The organism is Bacillus sp. FAU18, from assembly GCF_056033885.1.
Map to the genome: position 1 here is coordinate 985781 of NZ_JBVYHZ010000003.1, position 18753 is coordinate 1004533.

Sequence of the window (18753 nt, forward strand, 5' to 3'; positions counted from 1 at the left end):
TCAAATGGATATGAATCAGTATTTAGATGTCTTTATTGATGAGAGTAAAGAACATTTACAAACATGTAATGAAAAGCTTCTCCTTTTAGAGAAAGACCCGACTGATCTTCAGCTCGTACATGATATATTCAGGGCTGCCCATACATTAAAAGGAATGAGCGCAACGATGGGCTACACGGATTTAGCACATCTAACCCATCTGCTTGAAAACGTGCTGGATGCAATCCGAAACGGAGACATGGCAGTCACCTCAGACTGGCTGGATATTTTGTTTGAAGCTCTGGATCACCTGGAAGCAATGGTTCAGTCTATTATTGATGGCGGGGATGGTAAAAGAGATATCTCAGAAGTGAGTGCCAAGCTTGATGTGAATGGTGCGCACGCTGAATCCGCCGCCTCCGAAGAACCTGCAGAAGCACAGAGTTCAGCATCTGATTGGGAATATGATGAATTTGAACGCACAGTTATACAAGAAGCGGAGGAGCAAGGCTTCAAACGATATGAAATCAAGATTTCTCTGAACGAAAACTGTATGTTAAAAGCAGTTCGTGTCTATATGGTGTTTGAAAAACTAAGTGAAGTCGGAGAAGTAGCCAAAACAATTCCAAGTGCTGAAGTGCTTGAAACAGAAGATTTTGGAACTGATTTTCAAGTTTGTTTCTTAACACATCAATCAGCGGAAGACATTGAACAATTAATCAATGGCGTGTCGGAAATTGAGCATGTTGAAGTCATTCAAGGGGCTCCTTTAACATCAGCTGAAAAGCCTGAAGAATCTAAGCAAGAAGATTCACCAGCAGCAGCTGTACCTGCGAAGCAGGAGAAACAAAAACAGCCTGCTAAAAACGATGAACAGGCGAAGCATTCAGCCGGCGGATCTAAAACAATTCGTGTCAACATTGACAGGCTTGATTCTTTAATGAACTTATTTGAAGAGCTTGTCATTGACCGTGGGCGTCTCGAGCAGATTGCGAAAGAGCTTGAGCACAATGAACTGACTGAAACGGTTGAACGAATGACGAGAATTTCCGGAGATTTGCAATCGATTATTCTGAATATGAGGATGGTCCCGGTTGAAACTGTTTTTAACAGATTCCCGAGAATGATTCGCCAGCTTCAGAAAGAGCTGAATAAAAAAATTGAACTCTCGATCATCGGTGCGGAAACTGAACTGGATCGTACAGTAATTGATGAAATCGGAGATCCACTCGTTCACTTGATCAGAAACAGTATTGACCATGGTATCGAGGCGCCGGAAACACGTTTGCAAAAGGGAAAACCGGAATCAGGAAAAGTTGTGCTTAAAGCTTATCACAGCGGCAACCATGTCTTTATCGAAGTAGAGGATGACGGCGCAGGCCTTAATCGCAAAAAAATTCTGGAAAAAGCGCTTGAGCGCGGGGTCATAACGGAAAAAGAAGCTGAAACCTTAGAAGACAACCAAATTTACGAATTGATTTTTGCTCCGGGGTTCTCAACTGCTGACCAAATTTCTGATATTTCCGGCCGCGGTGTAGGACTTGACGTTGTAAAAAACAAACTGGAGTCTCTTGGCGGTTCAGTCAGTGTGAAATCAGCCGAGGGTCAAGGCTCTCTATTCAGCATCCAGCTGCCGCTTACCTTGTCTATTATTTCAGTTCTGCTCATTAAGTTGGAAGAAGAGACATTTGCCATTCCGATTTCTTCAATCATTGAAACAGCAGTTATTGACAGAAAAGACATTTTGCAAACGCATGACCGTGAAGTGATTGACTTTAGAGGGCATATTGTCCCTGTCGTTTATTTAAAAGAAGAGTTTAAAATAGAAGATACAAGAAAAGATGCGGAACAGCTCCATATCATTGTCGTGAAAAAAGGCGACAAACCTACTGCATTTGTGGTGGACTCCTTTATTGGCCAGCAGGAAGTTGTGCTGAAATCACTCGGAGATTATTTAACAAACGTCTTTGCAATTTCCGGAGCTACTATTTTAGGAGACGGAGAAGTAGCGCTCATTATTGATTGTAATGCACTGATTATTTAACCATTCGAGGAGGTGTCTCACATGACTGCAGAAATTAAAACAGGCGAAAAAATGATAGTCTTTATGGTAAATGGCAAAGAATATGCCATTTCCGTCACTCAGGTGAAATCAATTGAAAAATGGCAAAAGCCAACGAGGGTACCTGGCGTCGAACCATATATTTGCGGGGTAATCAATTTACGCGGGGTGGTGACTCCGGTTATTGATTTAAGAAAACGCCTGAATTTGCCAGAGTATGAAATTACCGATGAAACACGAATTATCATTATTGCTTATCGTGATATTGAAGTCGGCTGGATTGTGGATGAAGCGAATGATGTGATTACCGTACACGAAAGTGAAATAGAATCTGCTCCAGAAGGCGTTCAGAAAGATACGGATGTGTCGATCGAACAGATTGTGAAACAAGAGAACAGACTCTTAAATATTATTGATGCGAACGCGGTTTTGGATAAAGAATCATCTCAGTCCGCTGTGCCCGATCAAGCTTAATCTTAAAGGGGTTATGACATGAGTATTTTTAATGGAATCAAAGAAGAGCAGATGGACATTTTGCGGGAAGTCGGCAATATAGGCGCCGGCCACTCCGCCTCTGCAATGGCCCAGCTGTTAAATAGAAAGATAGATATGGAAGTCCCATTTGCAAAGCTGCTGTCTTTTGATGAGCTTGTTGATTTTTTCGGCGGCGCCGATGTCCCGGTTGCCAGCATCTTTTTAAGAATGGAAGGCGATTTAACGGGTTCAATGTTCTTTATAATGCCTTTTTTTCAGGCGGAGCAGTTTATCAGAGAGCTGATTGGAAACCCCGATTTTGACATAGAGGACTTAGGTGAAGACCACATGAGCTCATCCGCTTTGCATGAACTGGGCAATATTTTAGCGGGGTCATATTTAACAGCTTTGGCGGATTTGACGAAACTCCAGCTCTATCCAAGTGTTCCTGAAGTCTCTTTGGACATGTTCGGAGCAGTGATCAGCGAAGGGCTGATGGAGCTCAGTCAGGTTGGAGAACACGCCATTGTTGTCGACACGTCAATTTTTGACCAAAGCCATCAGCAGGAGCTGAAAGCGCATATGTTTATGCTGCCGGACTATGATTCATTTGAAAAGCTCTTTGTCGCCTTAGGTGCATCATTATGAGTACAACTGAGGCTGTTGTTATAAAGGTTGGGATTGCTGACGTGAAGATCGCCCGCTTCCCGGATACCATCCGGACCTCTGGTTTGGGCTCATGTGTGGGGCTGGTGCTTTATGATAAAGAAAAGCAAACGGCGGGTCTTGTTCATGTCATGCTTCCGGATTCGACGTTATCGAAAACTGCCGAGCTCAACCGGGCTAAGTACGCTGACACCGCCGTACAGACCACGATTGATATGCTAATAGAAGCGGGATGCCGGAAATTTGCATTAAAAGCAAAGCTGGCCGGCGGATCAGAGATGTTTAAATTTAAATCGACAAATGATTTGATGAAGATCGGACCGAGAAATGTATTAGCGATAAAAGAACAGCTGTCTTTATTTAATATTCCTATTATTAGTGAAGATACGGGCGGCTCAAGCGGCCGGACGATAGAATTTGAACCGAAGTCCTGCATGCTGCATATTCGAACTGTTAAACAAGGTGAAAAAACGATTTAATTAAGGTATTAGGGGGATAACAATGCAATCCTTGAATTATGAAGATCAGGTGCTTTGGACGCGCTGGAAAGAGTGGAAAGATCCTAAAGCCGGTGACGACTTAATGCGCCGTTACATGCCGCTTGTCACATATCATGTAGGCAGAATTTCTGTCGGGCTGCCGAAATCAGTGCATAAAGACGATCTTATGAGCCTTGGTATGCTTGGTTTATATGATGCCCTTGAAAAATTTGACCCCAGCCGGGACTTAAAATTTGATACCTACGCCTCGTTTAGAATTCGCGGCGCAATCATAGACGGGCTTCGTAAAGAAGATTGGCTGCCCAGAACCTCACGCGAAAAAACAAAGAAGGTTGAAGCGGCAATTGAAAAGCTTGAACAGCGGTATCTTCGGAATGTATCGCCCGCGGAAATTGCAGAGGAACTCGGAATGACGGTACAGGATGTCGTGTCAACAATGAATGAAGGTTTTTTTGCAAATCTGCTGTCAATTGATGAAAAGCTCCATGATCAAGATGACGGGGAAAACATTCAAGTCATGATCAGAGATGACAAAAATGTTCCGCCTGAAGAAAAGATTATGAAGGATGAACTGATTGCACAGCTTGCGGAAAAAATTCACGAACTCTCTGAAAAAGAACAGCTGGTTGTCAGTTTGTTCTACAAAGAGGAGTTGACACTGACAGAAATCGGACAAGTATTAAATCTTTCTACGTCCCGCATATCTCAGATCCATTCAAAGGCATTATTTAAATTAAAGAATCTGCTGGAAAAAGTGATACAATAATGAATTTCATGGTTAGCGAGTGAAAAACATGTCAACACTATTATGGCTTTTAAGCTTTACGCTCCACGGCGTTCTTCTGTACGCTGTCATTATCCTGTATACGAGGCTCGCTGCAGTGAAAGAAACAGAAAAACAGCAAAAACAGATACTTGAAGAGACGGAAAACACCTTGGCGGCATTTCTGCTTGAATTAAAAGAAGAAAATGAGAAACTGATAGAAAATAAAGCTTCATCTGCAAGTCAATCAGATGAAGAATCCCAAAAGCCAGGCCTTCAGCCCTCTGAAACATATCAAGAGCGGGATCCAGTCCAAGAGGCAGAGAATCTTCCTGAACATATTGAAGGTCTGATTACAGAGGTTGACCGTCGGGAAGAGATCGTAAACAGTGAGGTCCAATCATTTGAAGACCAGGTCATAGAATTATATGAACAGGGATATTCGGCAAGTCAAATTGCCCAGAAAATGAAGAGCGGAAAGACAGAAATCGAGCTATTTTTAAAATTTCGCTCCAAAGGTGTAAAGGATTCTTGATTGTCGGATAAAGCTGTGTTATATTATGTCTTGGTGTTAAATACACACGCTTAACGATTTATGCAGAGGGTGCTGCAGGCGGCAGTTCTGCACAAAAATGACCTAAGCGGAGGAAAAAAACCATTATATTAGGAGGAAATAACATGTCAGTCATTTCTATGAAGCAATTGCTTGAAGCTGGTGTTCACTTCGGTCACCAAACACGCCGTTGGAACCCAAAAATGAAGCGTTACATTTTCACGGAGCGTAACGGAATCTACATCATTGACCTTCAAAAAACAGTCAAAAAAGTAGAGGAAGCTTACAACTTCACTAAAAATCTTGCTGCTGAAGGCGGAAAAATCCTTTTCGTCGGAACAAAAAAACAAGCTCAAGATTCTGTTAAAGAAGAAGCTCAACGCTCTGGCATGTACTATGTTAACCAACGCTGGTTGGGCGGTACATTAACAAACTTTGAAACAATCCAAAAACGTATTAAACGTCTTAAAGACATTGAAAAAATGCAAGAAAACGGTACGTTTGATGTACTTCCTAAAAAAGAAGTCGTTCAATTGAAAAAAGAATTAGAGCGTCTTGAAAAATTCCTAGGCGGAATTAAAGATATGAAGGATCTTCCTGATGCATTATTCATCATCGATCCTCGCAAAGAGCGCATCGCTGTTGCGGAAGCTCGCAAATTAAACATCCCTATCATCGGTATCGTAGATACTAACTGTGATCCAGATGAAATTGATGTTGTTATCCCAGCGAACGATGACGCTATCCGCGCTGTTAAACTTCTAACTTCTAAAATGGCAGATGCAATCTTAGAAGCGAAGCAAGGCGAAGAAGAAGCGGAAGTTGCTGAAGAAACTGCACCAGAAACAGAAACAACAACTGCGTAACCTATTCAAAAGGTGATAAGAGGGACTGCCTTTTATCACCTTTTTTCAAGAAAAATGTGTAATATACATACTCTTGTTTAAACATATAAGGAGGAATACAAATGGCAATTACTGCACAGCAAGTAAAAGAACTGCGTGAAAAAACTGGCGCGGGCATGATGGATTGTAAAAAAGCGTTAACTGAAACTGACGGAGATATGGACAAAGCAATTGACCTTTTAAGAGAAAAAGGGATTGCAAAAGCAGCGAAAAAAGCTGACCGTATCGCAGCAGAAGGTTCTACTCTTATTAAAACTGACGGCAACAAAGGCGTTATCCTAGAAGTAAACTCTGAAACTGATTTCGTTGCGAAAAACGAAGGCTTCAAAGAGCTTCTTAACACTTTAGCTGACCACCTTCTTGCAAACACGCCAGCAGATGTTGAAGAAGCAATGGGTCAAAAAATGGAAAATGGCTCAACTGTTGAAGAGTACATCACAAGCGCAGTTGCTAAAATCGGTGAGAAAATCACTCTTCGCCGCTTTACAGTTCTTACAAAAGACGACAGCTCTGCATTCGGTGCGTACCTTCACATGGGCGGCCGCATCGGTGTATTAACTGTTCTCAACGGTACAACTGATGAAGAAACTGCGAAAGATATCGCAATGCACGTTGCTGCAGTTAACCCTCGTTACATTTCTCGTGATCAAGTATCTGAAGAAGAAACAAATCATGAGCGTCAAATCTTAACTCAGCAAGCCCTCCAAGAAGGCAAACCTGAAAACATCGTAGCGAAAATGGTTGAAGGCCGTCTGAACAAATTCTTCGAAGAAATTTGTCTATTAGACCAAGCGTTCGTTAAAAACCCAGATGAAAAAGTGAAGCAAGTTATTGCAGCGAAAAACGCTACTGTTCAAACTTTTGTCCGCTATGAAGTTGGAGAAGGCATCGAAAAACGTCAAGAAAACTTTGCTGAAGAAGTAATGAACCAAGTGAAAAAATAATGGTGAAAAGATTTCGCGGCTAAGTCGCGTCTTTTCAGGCAGTATAGGGGACACATTTTGTGTTCCCTATTTTTAAAACTATATTTACAAACCTTTTTTTCTCTTGCATAATAGAAAACGGCAATGTTTACACTTGGAGGTTATCATGGAAAAACCAAAATACAAACGTATCGTATTAAAGCTTAGCGGAGAAGCATTGGCAGGAGAACAGGGAAATGGAATTAACCCGACTGTCATTCAATCCATTGCAAAGCAAGTGAAAGAAATCGCTGAGCTTGAAGTCGAAGTGGCTGTTGTAGTAGGCGGCGGCAACTTATGGCGCGGAAAAACAGGAAGTGACCTGGGCATGGACCGCGCGACTGCTGACTATATGGGAATGCTGGCGACAGTAATGAATTCGCTTGCTCTTCAAGACAGCTTGGAAACACTCGGAATCCAGTCCAGAGTGCAAACATCCATTGAAATGAGACAAGTTGCTGAACCGTACATAAGAAGAAAAGCGATACGCCACTTAGAGAAAAAACGTGTCGTTATTTTCGCTGCGGGCACAGGAAACCCATATTTCTCAACTGATACGACAGCTGCACTGCGGGCTGCTGAAATTGAGGCAGACGTTATTTTAATGGCTAAAAATAACGTTGACGGTGTGTATAATGCTGATCCTAGAAAAGATGAATCAGCTGTTAAGTATGAATCACTTTCTTATCTTGACGTTCTTAAAGACGGCCTGGAAGTCATGGATTCAACAGCTTCCTCTTTATGCATGGACAATGACATTCCGCTTATCGTCTTTTCTATTATGGAAGAAGGAAATATCAAACGTGCCGTTATCGGTGAATCAATCGGAACGATCGTGAGGGGGAAATAACGTGTCAAAAGAAGTATTAACTCAAACAAAAGAAAAAATGGAAAAAGCAATTGCTGCTTATCAGCGCGAATTGGCTACTGTACGCGCAGGCCGTGCAAATCCATCATTATTAGATAAAGTAACGGTTGAATATTACGGAGCGCAGACACCTTTAAATCAGTTGTCTTCTATTAACGTGCCTGAAGCTCGTATGCTCGTTATCACGCCATACGACAAAACAGCAATCGGCGATATCGAAAAAGCGATTTTAAAAGCTGATTTAGGTCTTACACCAACAAGTGACGGCAATATGATTCGAATTGCAATTCCGGCACTAACAGAAGAGAGACGGAAAGAATTAGTGAAAGTTGTAAAAAAATATGCTGAAGAAGCAAAAGTAGCTGTTCGTAACGTTCGCCGTGATGCTAACGATGATCTCAAAAAACTTGAGAAAAACGGAGACATTACTGAGGATGAACTGCGTGCTTCCACTGAAGACGTTCAAAAACTGACAGATGAATATGTGTCAAAAATTGACAGTGTCACAAAAGACAAAGAAAAAGAAATCATGGAAGTTTAATGAAAAACTATGTACAATAGATAATAGTGAAAAGACCCTCTCATGTTTACAGGGGGTTTTTTTGTTAATACTGTTGATTACATTGATTATCAGCAGGGAATGTAACCTTTTTGGGTGACGGAGGAATCTCATGCTCAACATACTCAAAAATTGGAAGAATCAGCAAACTGCGGCTTCCAACTTAGAACGTTATACAAAAGAAGACATACTTAAGGGAGAAATTCCCGAACACATCGCCATTATCATGGATGGAAATGGCCGTTGGGCTAAAAAACGCTCTCTTCCCAGAATTGCAGGCCACCATGAAGGGATGAAGGTGGTAAAAAGGACCACGAAGCTCGCAAACGAATTAGGTGTCAAAGTACTGACATTGTATGCATTTTCAACAGAAAACTGGAAAAGACCGAAAATGGAAGTCGATTTTTTAATGAAGCTTCCGGAAGAATTTTTGAATACGTATCTTCCAGAGCTTGTTGAGGAAAATGTACAGGTTCGGATCATTGGGGATGAAACGGCTTTGCCGGCGCACACATTACGTGCAATTGAAAAAGCGGTACAGGACACGGCGCAAAACGACGGAATGATCCTTAATTTTGCTCTTAACTATGGAGGCCGTACTGAAATTGTCAGTGCTGCAAAATCACTCGCGGAAAAAGTGAAGGAAGGCTCTTTGAATATTGAAGACATTGATGAATCGCTTTTTTCTACTTATTTGATGACTGAATCTTTGCAGGATCCTGAACTTTTAATTCGAACGAGCGGCGAGATAAGGCTGAGTAATTTTATGCTATGGCAGGTTGCCTACAGTGAATTTGTCTTTACTGACGTCTTGTGGCCTGACTTTAAAGAAGATCACTTCTTGCAGGCGTTAGGAGAGTTTCAGCAGAGAGGCCGGAGGTTTGGCGGAATTTAGAGGATGGTGGACATGAAACAAAGAATTTTGACAGGTGTTCTGGCAGCAATTGTATTTTTATTTTTGGTTATTGTCGGGAAATTGCCGTTCACCATATTAATTTATGCTATGGGCAGTGTGGCGCTTTTTGAACTTTTACGGATGAAAAAGCTGAAGCTGGTTTCACTGCCGGGTTTGATCGGCCTTTTATTATTGTGGATGTTCTTATTGCCAAGCCAGTATTCGTTTTTTGAAGCGGACGGAATTTCCAAAATGGAAATCGCTTTATTTGCGGTACTGCTATTGCTGACTTACACAGTGTTGGTCAAGAACACCTTTACTTTTGATGAAGTCGGGTTTATTACGCTTGCAGCAATTTACATCGGAATGTGTTTTCATTATTTTATCGAAATCAGAAATCTTGACCAATACGGATTAACATACATTTTTTATGCGTGTGTTGTCATTTGGTCCACCGATTCCGGTGCCTATTTTGTCGGTAAATCGCTTGGGAAGCGGAAACTGTGGCCTGAAATCAGTCCGAATAAAACAGTGGAAGGGTTTGCAGGCGGAATTGTCATCGCACTTGTATTGGCGACGATTTTTCAGCTTGTTGCACAACTTCCGATCCCGTATATCTATCTGCTGTTGATCACGCTGTTTTTGTCTGTTTTTGGACAACTGGGAGATTTAGTGGAATCCGCGTTGAAAAGACATTACGATGTAAAGGATTCTGGGAATATTCTTCCCGGGCATGGCGGTATATTAGACCGTTTTGACAGTTTCTTGTTTGTCATGCCTTTCTTGTACTTTCTGCTTGCCCTTTTTTCATAAAAAAGTCTAATATGAATATGAGACTGATCATGCAGCAATAAGAATAGGAGTAGTGGCAACTTTGAAAAATATTTGTCTTTTAGGAGCAACAGGATCAATCGGCGAACAGACTCTTGATGTACTGCGTGCACATCAAGATCAATTTCAGCTGGTATCTATGTCGTTTGGCAGAAATATTGATAAGGCCGTTCCAATGATTGAGGTCTTCCAGCCGAAGTTTGTCTCTGTCGGTGATCTGGATACATATCATAAATTAAAACAAATGTCTTTTTCTTTTGAATGCCAAATCGGGCTGGGAGAAGAAGGACTGATAGAAGCAGCAGTGATGGAGGAGGTTGACATTGTTGTCAACGCTTTGCTTGGAAGCGTTGGTCTTATCCCGACGTTAAAGGCAATTGAACAGAAAAAAACAATTGCGCTTGCAAATAAGGAAACTCTTGTCACTGCAGGGCATATAGTAAAAGAACATGCTAAGAAATATGATGTTCCGCTGCTGCCTGTTGACAGTGAGCATTCAGCCATTTTTCAAGCTCTTCAAGGCGAACAGGCTAAAAACATTGAACGCCTCATCATTACGGCATCCGGCGGAAGTTTTCGGGACAAGACACGGGAGGAGCTCGAATCAGTAACAGTTGAAGATGCATTAAAACATCCAAACTGGTCAATGGGTGCAAAAATTACAATTGATTCGGCTACAATGATGAATAAGGGATTAGAGGTGATCGAGGCACACTGGCTTTTCGATATACCTTATGAACAAATTGATGTGGTTTTACATAAGGAGAGCATCATCCATTCAATGGTTGAGTTCCATGATAAAAGTGTGATCGCACAGCTCGGAACTCCGGATATGAGAGTCCCCATTCAATATGCGCTCACTTATCCTGACCGATTGCCATTACCAGATGCGAAAAGGCTTGAATTATGGGAAATCGGCAGCCTTCATTTTGAGAAAGCTGATTTTGACAGGTTCCGATGCTTACAATTTGCTTTTGAATCAGGTAAAATAGGAGGAACAATGCCGACAGTGCTAAATGCGGCAAATGAAGTAGCTGTCGCTGCCTTTTTAGCTGGCAAGATACCGTTTTTGGCTATTGAAGACTGTATCGAAAAGGCACTAACCCGCCATCAATTACTGAAAAAACCGAGCCTGGCGGACATTCAAGAAGTGGACAAAGATACCCGGGGATACGTCAATTCAATACTCACATAAGGTGGTATGTTCGTGAATACAGTTATAGCGTTTATCATTATTTTCGGAACGCTCGTTTTCTTCCATGAACTGGGCCATTTATTGCTAGCCCAAAGAGCGGGAATTCTCTGCCGTGAATTTGCGATCGGCTTCGGTCCAAAGATTTTTTCTTTCAAAAAAAATGAAACAGTTTATACGATCAGGCTGCTTCCGGTCGGCGGATTTGTTCGTATGGCCGGCGAAGATCCGGAAATGATTGAGGTGAAACCCGGATACACGGTCGGGCTTCTGTTTAATAAAGAAGATCAAGTTGAGAAAGTCATCATCAATCAAAAGGAAAAATATCCGGATGCTTTAGTCATTGAAGTGGAAACAGCTGATCTAGAGCATGACATGAAGATCACCGGTTATGAACAGGGGAAAGAGGACGAACTTTCCAGCTTTACTGTCAGCGAAACATCCTTTTTTATTGTAGACGGAGAAGAAGTGCAGATTGCGCCGTATAATCGCCAATTTGGTTCCAAACCTGTGTGGCAGCGGATTAAAGCAATTGCTGCAGGGCCGATTATGAACTTTATTTTAGCTTACGTCATTTTAGTGATGCTTGGGCTGATTCAAGGCGTACCGTCAAATGAACCTATGCTCGGGCAGCTGACAGACAATGGACGGGCGGCTGAAGCAGGGCTAAAAGAAGGGGATTATATCCAAAGCATTAACGGAGAGAAAATGAGGTCTTGGACTGACATTGTCTCCGCTGTAAAAGAAAACCCGGAGAAAGAAATGGACGTTGCAGTAAAAAGAGATAACAAAACGCTTCATATTTCAGTGACTCCGGAAGCTGTTAAAGATGAGAACAAAAAAACAATCGGACGTTTCGGTTCCTATGCGCCGACTGAAAAAGGCGTACTCTCAGCGGTTGCTTACGGCGCGACATCAACAGTTGATGTCACCAAAGCGATTTTAACCAATCTGAGCAAATTAGTAACAGGCCAATTTAAACTCGATATGCTGTCAGGTCCTGTCGGCATATATGATATGACAGACCAAGTGGCGAAAACAGGGATCGTGAACTTATTTCAGTTTGCGGCGTTTTTAAGCATTAACCTTGGGATTGTCAACCTGCTTCCGATTCCGGCACTTGACGGAGGAAGACTGTTGTTTCTATTTATTGAAGCAATTCGGGGCAAACCGATTAACAGGGAAAAAGAAGCATTTGTTGTGTTTATCGGAGTAGCTTTTCTAATGCTTCTTATGCTGGTTGTCACATGGAACGATATCCAGCGGCTGTTTTTGTAAACGAAAAGTAAATCAATCAGAGGTGCGAAGAAATGAGACAAAGCTTGACGCTTATTCCTACGCTCCGTGAAGTTCCAGCTGATGCCGAAGCAAAAAGTCATCAGCTTCTTCTGAGAGCAGGATTTATCAGACAGAATACGAGCGGGGTATACAGCTATATGCCTCTTGCGTATAAGGTGATTCAAAACATTCAGCAGATTGTTCGAGAGGAAATGGAGAAAATTGATGCCGTAGAAATGCTTATGCCCGCATTGCAGCAGGCAGAGACATGGCAGGAATCAGGCAGATGGTATACGTATGGTCCCGAACTGATGAGACTAAAAGACCGTCATGGCCGTGAATTTGCTTTAGGGGCAACGCATGAAGAGGTTATCACTTCGCTTGTTCGCGATGAGGTTAAATCTTATAAGCGTCTCCCTCTGACTCTTTATCAAATTCAGTCTAAGTTCAGAGATGAAAAACGTCCTCGCTTCGGTTTGTTAAGAGGCCGCGAATTTATTATGAAGGATGCGTACTCTTTCCATGCATCTGCAGAGAGCCTGGATGAAACGTATCAAAAAATGTACGAGGCCTATTCTAATATTTTTGCCCGCTGCGGCATTAATGTAAGACCTGTTATCGCTGATTCAGGCGCAATGGGAGGAAAGGATACGCACGAATTTATGGCACTTTCTGCGATCGGAGAGGATACGATTGCGTATTCTGATGAATCACAGTACGCGGCTAATATCGAGATGGCTGAAGTTCTTCACCAGGAAGTTCCTTCAGATGAAGAGCCTAAAGCTCTAGAGAAGGTTCATACGCCTAACGTGAAAACAATCGAAGAACTGACTGCGTTCTTGCAGGTTTCGGCTGAAGCGTGCATTAAGTCAGTATTGTTTAAAGCTGATGACCGTTTTGTCTTAGTGCTTGTAAGAGGGGATCATGAAGTTAACGATATTAAAGTGAAAAACTTGCTTCATGCAGAAGTTGTAGAGCTTGCCACACATGAAGAGGTCATTCAGCAGCTCGGAACAGAGCCAGGCTTTGTAGGCCCTGTCGGTATTCATCAGGATGTGGAAGTATATGCTGATCAAGCTGTGAAAGCAATGGTCAATGCTGTTGCCGGGGCAAATGAAGGAGATTATCATTATAAAAATGTCAATGTGAATCGTGACGCGCAAATTAAAGAATTTGCTGATCTTCGTTTTATTAAAGAAGGTGATCCTTCACCAGACGGCAAGGGAACGATCCGTTTTGCTGAGGGAATCGAAGTCGGACAAGTCTTTAAACTCGGAACACGCTATTCAGAAGCGATGAATGCGACATATTTAGATGAAAACGGACGCGCGCAGCCAATGCTGATGGGCTGTTACGGAATCGGTGTGTCAAGAACGCTTTCTGCTATTGCTGAACAGCATCACGACGAAAAAGGATTAATATGGCCAAAAAGCGTTGCGCCGTACGATCTTCATATTCTTGCATTGAACATGAAAAACGATGGGCAAAGAGAGCTTGCTGAAAAGCTGTATGCCGATTTAAAAGCAGAAGGCTATGAAGTGCTCTATGACGACCGTGCTGAGCGTGCCGGCGTAAAATTCGCTGATTCAGATCTAATCGGCCTTCCAATCCGCATCACTGTCGGAAAACGGGCTGACGAAGGAATTGTCGAAGTGAAAATTCGTCAAACAGGTGAGTCAACTGAGATTTCAGTAGACGAATTATCTGCGTTTATCAGCAAGCAGTAATCACCATAACGATTTATCAAAAAACATGTTAAAATAGAAATAATAGAAGGTACCTCATTGCCTGAGGTACCTTCACTTATGATGTTTTTAGGGAGGGATACTGTCTTAATGGAACAGTTATCAGTAAACAGAAGGCAGTTTCAAATTCTTCTGCAGCAGATTAATATGACAGATGATACCTTCATGACCTACTTTGAACATGGCGAGATTAAAAAGCTGACAATTCACAAAGCTTCTAAGTCTTGGCATTTTCATTTTCAATTTAAATCTTTGCTGCCTTTTCAAATATATGACACATTAACAACGAGGCTGACGCAATCGTTTGCCCACATAGCAAAAGTGACATCTTCAATTGAAGTTCAGGATGCCGAGGTCAGTGAAAGTATTGTTCAAGACTACTGGTCACGCTGCATTGAAGAACTGCAGGGCATTTCGCCGCCGATTATCAGTCTTTTAAACCAGCAAAAACCGAAGCTGAAGGGCAATAAACTGATTGTCAAAACCAAAACGGATACAGAAGCGGCTGCGCTAAAGAATAAATACAGTTCCATGATACAAGCAGGCTACCGTCAATTTGGCTTTCCGGATCTTCAGCTTGATGCTGAAATATTTGTATCCGAGCAGGAAGTTCAAAAGTTTCGGGAGCAAAAGCTTGCAGAAGACCAAGAGCGGGCTATGCAGGCCTTGATTGAAATGGAGAAGAAAGATAAAGAAAGTGATGAAGACCAAGCACCATCTGGTCCTCTTGTTATCGGTTATCAAATTAAAGATAACGAAGAAATCCGGACACTTGACAGCATCATGGACGAAGAACGGAGAATTACGGTCCAAGGTTATGTGTTTGATGTGGAGACGCGCGAGCTGAAGAGCGGGCGCACGCTGTGTATCTTCAAAATTACAGACTATACAAATAGTATTTTGATCAAAATGTTTGCACGTGAAAAAGAAGATGCGGCACTGATGAAGTCTCTGAAAAAAGGAATGTGGGTAAAAGCACGCGGAAGCATTCAAAATGATACATTTGTCAGAGACCTTGTCATGATCGCAAATGACGTAAACGAAATAAAAGCAAAAATCCGTGAAGATTCAGCACCTGAAGGAGAAAAAAGAGTGGAATTGCATCTTCATTCCCCAATGAGCCAAATGGATGCTGTTACGGGTATCGGAAAGCTTGTCGAACAGGCGAAAAAATGGGGACATGAGGCCATCGCTTTGACTGACCATGCTGTCGTTCAATCCTTCCCTGATGCGTATTCTGCGGCCAAAAAGCATGGAATTAAAATGATTTACGGGATGGAAGCGAATCTCGTGGATGATGGCGTGCCAATTGCTTATAATGCCGCACATCGTCTGCTCGAAGAAGAAACATATGTTGTTTTTGACGTTGAGACGACAGGATTGTCTGCTGTATACGATACCATTATTGAGCTGGCTGCAGTAAAAGTAAAAGGCGGAGAAATTATTGATAAATTTGAGGCGTTTGCGAACCCGCATCGTCCGCTTTCCGCCACAATCATAGAGCTGACAGGGATCACTGATGATATGCTACAAGACGCTCCGGATGTCGTAGATGTAATAAGAGATTTCAGAGAATGGATTGGCGATGATATCCTTGTCGCTCATAATGCAAGTTTTGATATGGGATTCTTAAATGTAGCCTATAAAAAGCTTCTTGAAGTCGATAAAGCTAAAAACCCAGTCATTGATACGCTTGAACTTGGACGTTTTCTCTATCCGGAATTTAAAAATCACCGGTTGAACACACTTTGTAAAAAGTTTGATATCGAACTCACACAGCATCACCGTGCGATCTATGATACTGAGGCAACCGCTTATTTGCTTCTGAAAATGCTGAAAGACGCAGCTGAAAAAGGAATTCAGTACCATGATGAGTTGAATGAAAATATGGGTCAGTCCAATGCTTATCAAAGATCAAGACCGTATCATGCAACATTACTTGCCGTGAACAGCACCGGACTTAAAAATTTATTTAAGCTTGTGTCACTTTCTCATATTCATTATTTTTACAGAGTGCCGCGTATTCCGAGATCTCAGCTTGAGAAATACAGGGAAGGGCTTCTGATCGGTTCTGCCTGTGACAGGGGAGAGGTTTTTGAGGGAATGATGCAAAAATCGCCTGAAGAGGTGGAAGATATCGCGTCATTCTATGATTACCTTGAGGTTCAGCCGCCTGAAGTGTATCGTCACTTGCTGGAGCTCGAACTGGTCCGTGATGAAAAAGCGCTGAAAGAAATTATTGCGAATATCACGAAGCTGGGGGAAAAGCTTAATAAACCGGTTGTTGCTACGGGAAATGTTCATTACTTGAATGATGAGGATAAAATCTACAGAAAGATTTTAATATCCTCACAAGGCGGGGCAAATCCGCTGAACAGGCATGAACTGCCGAAAGTGCATTTCAGAACGACAGACGAAATGCTTGAAGCTTTTTCTTTCTTAGGTGAAGAAAAAGCGAAGGAGATCGTAGTCACCAATACCCAAAAGGTTGCTTCTTTAGTTGATGACATCAAGCCGATTAAAGATGATTTATATACGCCGAAAATCGAAGGCGCCGATGAAGAGATCAGAGAAATGAGCTATCAGCGTGCAAGAAGCATTTACGGGGAAGAGCTGCCTGAAATTGTCGAAGCGCGGATTGAAAAAGAGTTAAAGAGTATTATTGGCCACGGATTTGCTGTTATTTACTTGATCTCTCACAAACTTGTAAAACGTTCACTAGATGACGGGTATCTCGTTGGTTCCCGTGGTTCCGTAGGATCTTCATTAGTTGCGACACTTACTGAGATTACTGAGGTAAACCCGCTGCCGCCGCACTATGTTTGTCCTGAGTGCCAGCATTCTGAGTTCTTTAATGACGGTTCTGTCGGTTCCGGTTTTGACCTGCCTGACAAGACATGCCCTCATTGCGGAACGCCTTTGAAAAAAGACGGCCATGATATTCCATTTGAAACGTTCTTAGGATTTAAAGGGGACAAAGTACCTGATATCGATTTGAACTTCTCAGGGGAATATCAGCCGCAAGCACACAATTACACAAAAGTATTGTTCGGAGAAGACAATGTATATCGTGCGGGAACAATAGGCACGGTGGCAGAAAAAACAGCCTACGGTTATGTAAAAGGCTATGCCGGAGACAACAATCTTCATATGCGCGGTGCCGAAATAGATCGGCTCGTGCAGGGATGCACGGGTGTAAAACGTACAACTGGACAGCACCCTGGCGGTATTATCGTAGTTCCGGATTATATGGATATTTATGATTTTTCACCGATCCAGTTCCCGGCAGATGCCACAGGTTCAGAGTGGAAAACGACTCATTTTGATTTCCACTCCATCCATGACAACCTGTTAAAACTTGATATTCTCGGACACGATGACCCGACTGTTATTCGGATGCTTCAAGACTTAAGCGGAATAGATCCGAAAACAATTCCGACGGATGATCCTGAAGTGATGAAGATCTTCCAGGGAACCGAATCACTCGGTGTGACTGAAGAACAGATTGGCTGTAAAACGGGCACTCTTGGAATTCCTGAATTCGGAACCCGATTTGTCCGGCAGATGCTTGAAGATACAAAGCCGACCACTTTTTCTGAGCTCGTTCAGATTTCAGGCTTGTCTCACGGAACTGATGTATGGCTTGGCAATGCACAGGAGCTCATCCACAATAATATTTGTGAGCTGAGTGAGGTTATCGGCTGCCGTGATGACATTATGGTTTATTTAATCTATCAAGGCCTTGAGCCGTCCCTTGCCTTTAAAATCATGGAATTCGTGCGTAAAGGAAAAGGATTAACGCCTGAATGGGAAGAAGAAATGAAAAATAACAATGTCCCAGACTGGTATATTGATTCTTGTAAAAAGATTAAATACATGTTCCCGAAAGCCCACGCCGCGGCATATGTCTTAATGGCAGTCCGCATTGCTTACTTTAAAGTGCATCATGCTCTTTTGTATTATGCGGCTTATTTTACCGTTCGTGCAGATGACTTTGATATCGATACAATGATCAAGGGCTCTACAGCAATCAGAGCGGTAATGGAGGATATAAACGCTAAAGGACTTGACGCTTCACCGAAGGAAAAGAACCTTCTGACTGTTTTAGAATTAGCGCTTGAGATGTGTGAGAGAGGCTATTCATTCCAAAAAGTCGATTTATATCGCTCCAGCGCCACAGAGTTTATTATTGACGGCAACAGTCTAATTCCGCCGTTTAACTCTATCCCTGGGTTAGGGACGAACGCTGCTTTGAACATTGTAAAAGCTCGCGAAGAAGGCGAATTCCTCTCAAAAGAAGATTTGCAAAAGAGAGGGAAAGTATCAAAAACGATTTTAGAGTACTTAGATCGCCATGGCTGTCTGGAGTCACTGCCTGATCAAAACCAATTGTCACTGTTCTAATATGGAAAGCAGAATTTCTCAGAAATTCTGCTTCTATGCATACATAAGCGCAAAAAGTGCCATCGTAATATTAGAGTTTCTGTCACTTGCTTAGGTATGAAGGTAAGCGTATATCCA

General features: G+C 42.3%; 16 protein-coding genes. All 16 read left to right on the top strand.

What is annotated here, in order from left to right; all coding sequences use genetic code 11:
* Positions 1 to 4 precede the first annotated feature (4 nt).
* The 16 genes from cheA (at position 5) to AC0OMU_RS05510 (ending at position 18636) form a co-directional block, all read left to right on the top strand.
* Entirely contained in the window at positions 5 to 2023 is a 2019-nt protein-coding gene (gene cheA, locus AC0OMU_RS05435; protein ID WP_474240951.1) for a chemotaxis protein CheA, read from the top strand.
* Between the two features lie 21 nt (positions 2024 to 2044).
* Positions 2045 to 2515 carry a chemotaxis protein CheW gene (cheW, locus tag AC0OMU_RS05440; protein WP_003231938.1) on the top strand — a complete coding sequence of 157 codons (471 nt, stop codon included), beginning with the start codon at positions 2045 to 2047 and terminating at the stop codon, positions 2513 to 2515.
* Between the two features lie 18 nt (positions 2516 to 2533).
* Positions 2534 to 3163: a CheY-P phosphatase CheC gene (cheC, locus tag AC0OMU_RS05445; protein WP_003231935.1), complete on the top strand. Its 630-nt coding sequence runs from the start codon at positions 2534 to 2536 to the stop codon at positions 3161 to 3163.
* Entirely contained in the window at positions 3160 to 3660 is a 501-nt protein-coding gene (cheD, locus tag AC0OMU_RS05450) for a chemoreceptor glutamine deamidase CheD (protein ID WP_003244852.1), read from the top strand. The genes cheC and cheD overlap by 4 nt, the downstream gene beginning before the upstream one ends.
* A 22-nt stretch (positions 3661 to 3682) precedes the next feature.
* Complete coding sequence (sigD, locus tag AC0OMU_RS05455) at positions 3683 to 4447, top strand: RNA polymerase sigma-28 factor SigD (protein ID WP_003220911.1); 765 nt, start codon at positions 3683 to 3685, stop codon at positions 4445 to 4447.
* Between the two features lie 28 nt (positions 4448 to 4475).
* A complete protein-coding gene (swrB, locus tag AC0OMU_RS05460; RefSeq protein WP_014476819.1) occupies positions 4476 to 4979 on the top strand; it encodes a swarming motility protein SwrB in 504 nt (167 codons plus the stop codon).
* Between the two features lie 143 nt (positions 4980 to 5122).
* Complete coding sequence (gene rpsB, locus AC0OMU_RS05465; protein ID WP_003220918.1) at positions 5123 to 5863, top strand: 30S ribosomal protein S2; 741 nt, start codon at positions 5123 to 5125, stop codon at positions 5861 to 5863.
* Between the two features lie 101 nt (positions 5864 to 5964).
* Positions 5965 to 6846 carry a translation elongation factor Ts gene (tsf, locus tag AC0OMU_RS05470; protein ID WP_003231929.1) on the top strand — a complete coding sequence of 294 codons (882 nt, stop codon included), beginning with the start codon at positions 5965 to 5967 and terminating at the stop codon, positions 6844 to 6846.
* Positions 6847 to 6991: 145 nt separating this feature from the next.
* Positions 6992 to 7714, top strand: coding sequence for a UMP kinase (gene pyrH / locus AC0OMU_RS05475; RefSeq protein ID WP_003220923.1), 723 nt, complete (start codon positions 6992 to 6994; stop codon positions 7712 to 7714).
* Between the two features lies 1 nt (position 7715).
* A complete protein-coding gene (gene frr / locus AC0OMU_RS05480) occupies positions 7716 to 8273 on the top strand; it encodes a ribosome recycling factor (RefSeq protein WP_003231927.1) in 558 nt (185 codons plus the stop codon).
* Positions 8274 to 8403: 130 nt separating this feature from the next.
* Complete coding sequence (locus tag AC0OMU_RS05485; protein WP_003231925.1) at positions 8404 to 9186, top strand: isoprenyl transferase; 783 nt, start codon at positions 8404 to 8406, stop codon at positions 9184 to 9186.
* Between the two features lie 3 nt (positions 9187 to 9189).
* A complete protein-coding gene (gene cdsA / locus AC0OMU_RS05490; RefSeq protein WP_003231924.1) occupies positions 9190 to 9999 on the top strand; it encodes a phosphatidate cytidylyltransferase in 810 nt (269 codons plus the stop codon).
* Between the two features lie 61 nt (positions 10000 to 10060).
* Positions 10061 to 11212, top strand: coding sequence for a 1-deoxy-D-xylulose-5-phosphate reductoisomerase (gene dxr / locus AC0OMU_RS05495; RefSeq protein ID WP_003245155.1), 1152 nt, complete (start codon positions 10061 to 10063; stop codon positions 11210 to 11212).
* Between the two features lie 6 nt (positions 11213 to 11218).
* Positions 11219 to 12487, top strand: a complete 1269-nt coding sequence (gene rseP / locus AC0OMU_RS05500; protein ID WP_010886508.1) for an RIP metalloprotease RseP — start codon at positions 11219 to 11221, stop codon at positions 12485 to 12487.
* Between the two features lie 32 nt (positions 12488 to 12519).
* Positions 12520 to 14214, top strand: coding sequence for a proline--tRNA ligase (gene proS, locus AC0OMU_RS05505; RefSeq protein ID WP_015383678.1), 1695 nt, complete (start codon positions 12520 to 12522; stop codon positions 14212 to 14214).
* Between the two features lie 108 nt (positions 14215 to 14322).
* Positions 14323 to 18636: a PolC-type DNA polymerase III gene (locus AC0OMU_RS05510; RefSeq protein WP_015483232.1), complete on the top strand. Its 4314-nt coding sequence runs from the start codon at positions 14323 to 14325 to the stop codon at positions 18634 to 18636.
* Positions 18637 to 18753: the final 117 nt, after the last annotated feature.

Bases quoted from the DNA above. Each gene is read 5' to 3' on its own strand.
- cheA (WP_474240951.1), top strand. From the start codon at position 5: ATGGATATGAATCAGTATTTAGATGTCTTTATTGATGAGAGTAAAGAA.
- cheW (WP_003231938.1), top strand. From the start codon at position 2,045: ATGACTGCAGAAATTAAAACAGGCGAAAAAATGATAGTCTTTATGGTA.
- cheC (WP_003231935.1), top strand. From the start codon at position 2,534: ATGAGTATTTTTAATGGAATCAAAGAAGAGCAGATGGACATTTTGCGG.
- cheD (WP_003244852.1), top strand. From the start codon at position 3,160: ATGAGTACAACTGAGGCTGTTGTTATAAAGGTTGGGATTGCTGACGTG.
- sigD (WP_003220911.1), top strand. From the start codon at position 3,683: ATGCAATCCTTGAATTATGAAGATCAGGTGCTTTGGACGCGCTGGAAA.
- swrB (WP_014476819.1), top strand. From the start codon at position 4,476: ATGTCAACACTATTATGGCTTTTAAGCTTTACGCTCCACGGCGTTCTT.
- rpsB (WP_003220918.1), top strand. From the start codon at position 5,123: ATGTCAGTCATTTCTATGAAGCAATTGCTTGAAGCTGGTGTTCACTTC.
- tsf (WP_003231929.1), top strand. From the start codon at position 5,965: ATGGCAATTACTGCACAGCAAGTAAAAGAACTGCGTGAAAAAACTGGC.
- pyrH (WP_003220923.1), top strand. From the start codon at position 6,992: ATGGAAAAACCAAAATACAAACGTATCGTATTAAAGCTTAGCGGAGAA.
- AC0OMU_RS05485 (WP_003231925.1), top strand. From the start codon at position 8,404: ATGCTCAACATACTCAAAAATTGGAAGAATCAGCAAACTGCGGCTTCC.
- cdsA (WP_003231924.1), top strand. From the start codon at position 9,190: ATGGTGGACATGAAACAAAGAATTTTGACAGGTGTTCTGGCAGCAATT.
- rseP (WP_010886508.1), top strand. From the start codon at position 11,219: ATGTTCGTGAATACAGTTATAGCGTTTATCATTATTTTCGGAACGCTC.
- proS (WP_015383678.1), top strand. From the start codon at position 12,520: ATGAGACAAAGCTTGACGCTTATTCCTACGCTCCGTGAAGTTCCAGCT.
- AC0OMU_RS05510 (WP_015483232.1), top strand. From the start codon at position 14,323: ATGGAACAGTTATCAGTAAACAGAAGGCAGTTTCAAATTCTTCTGCAG.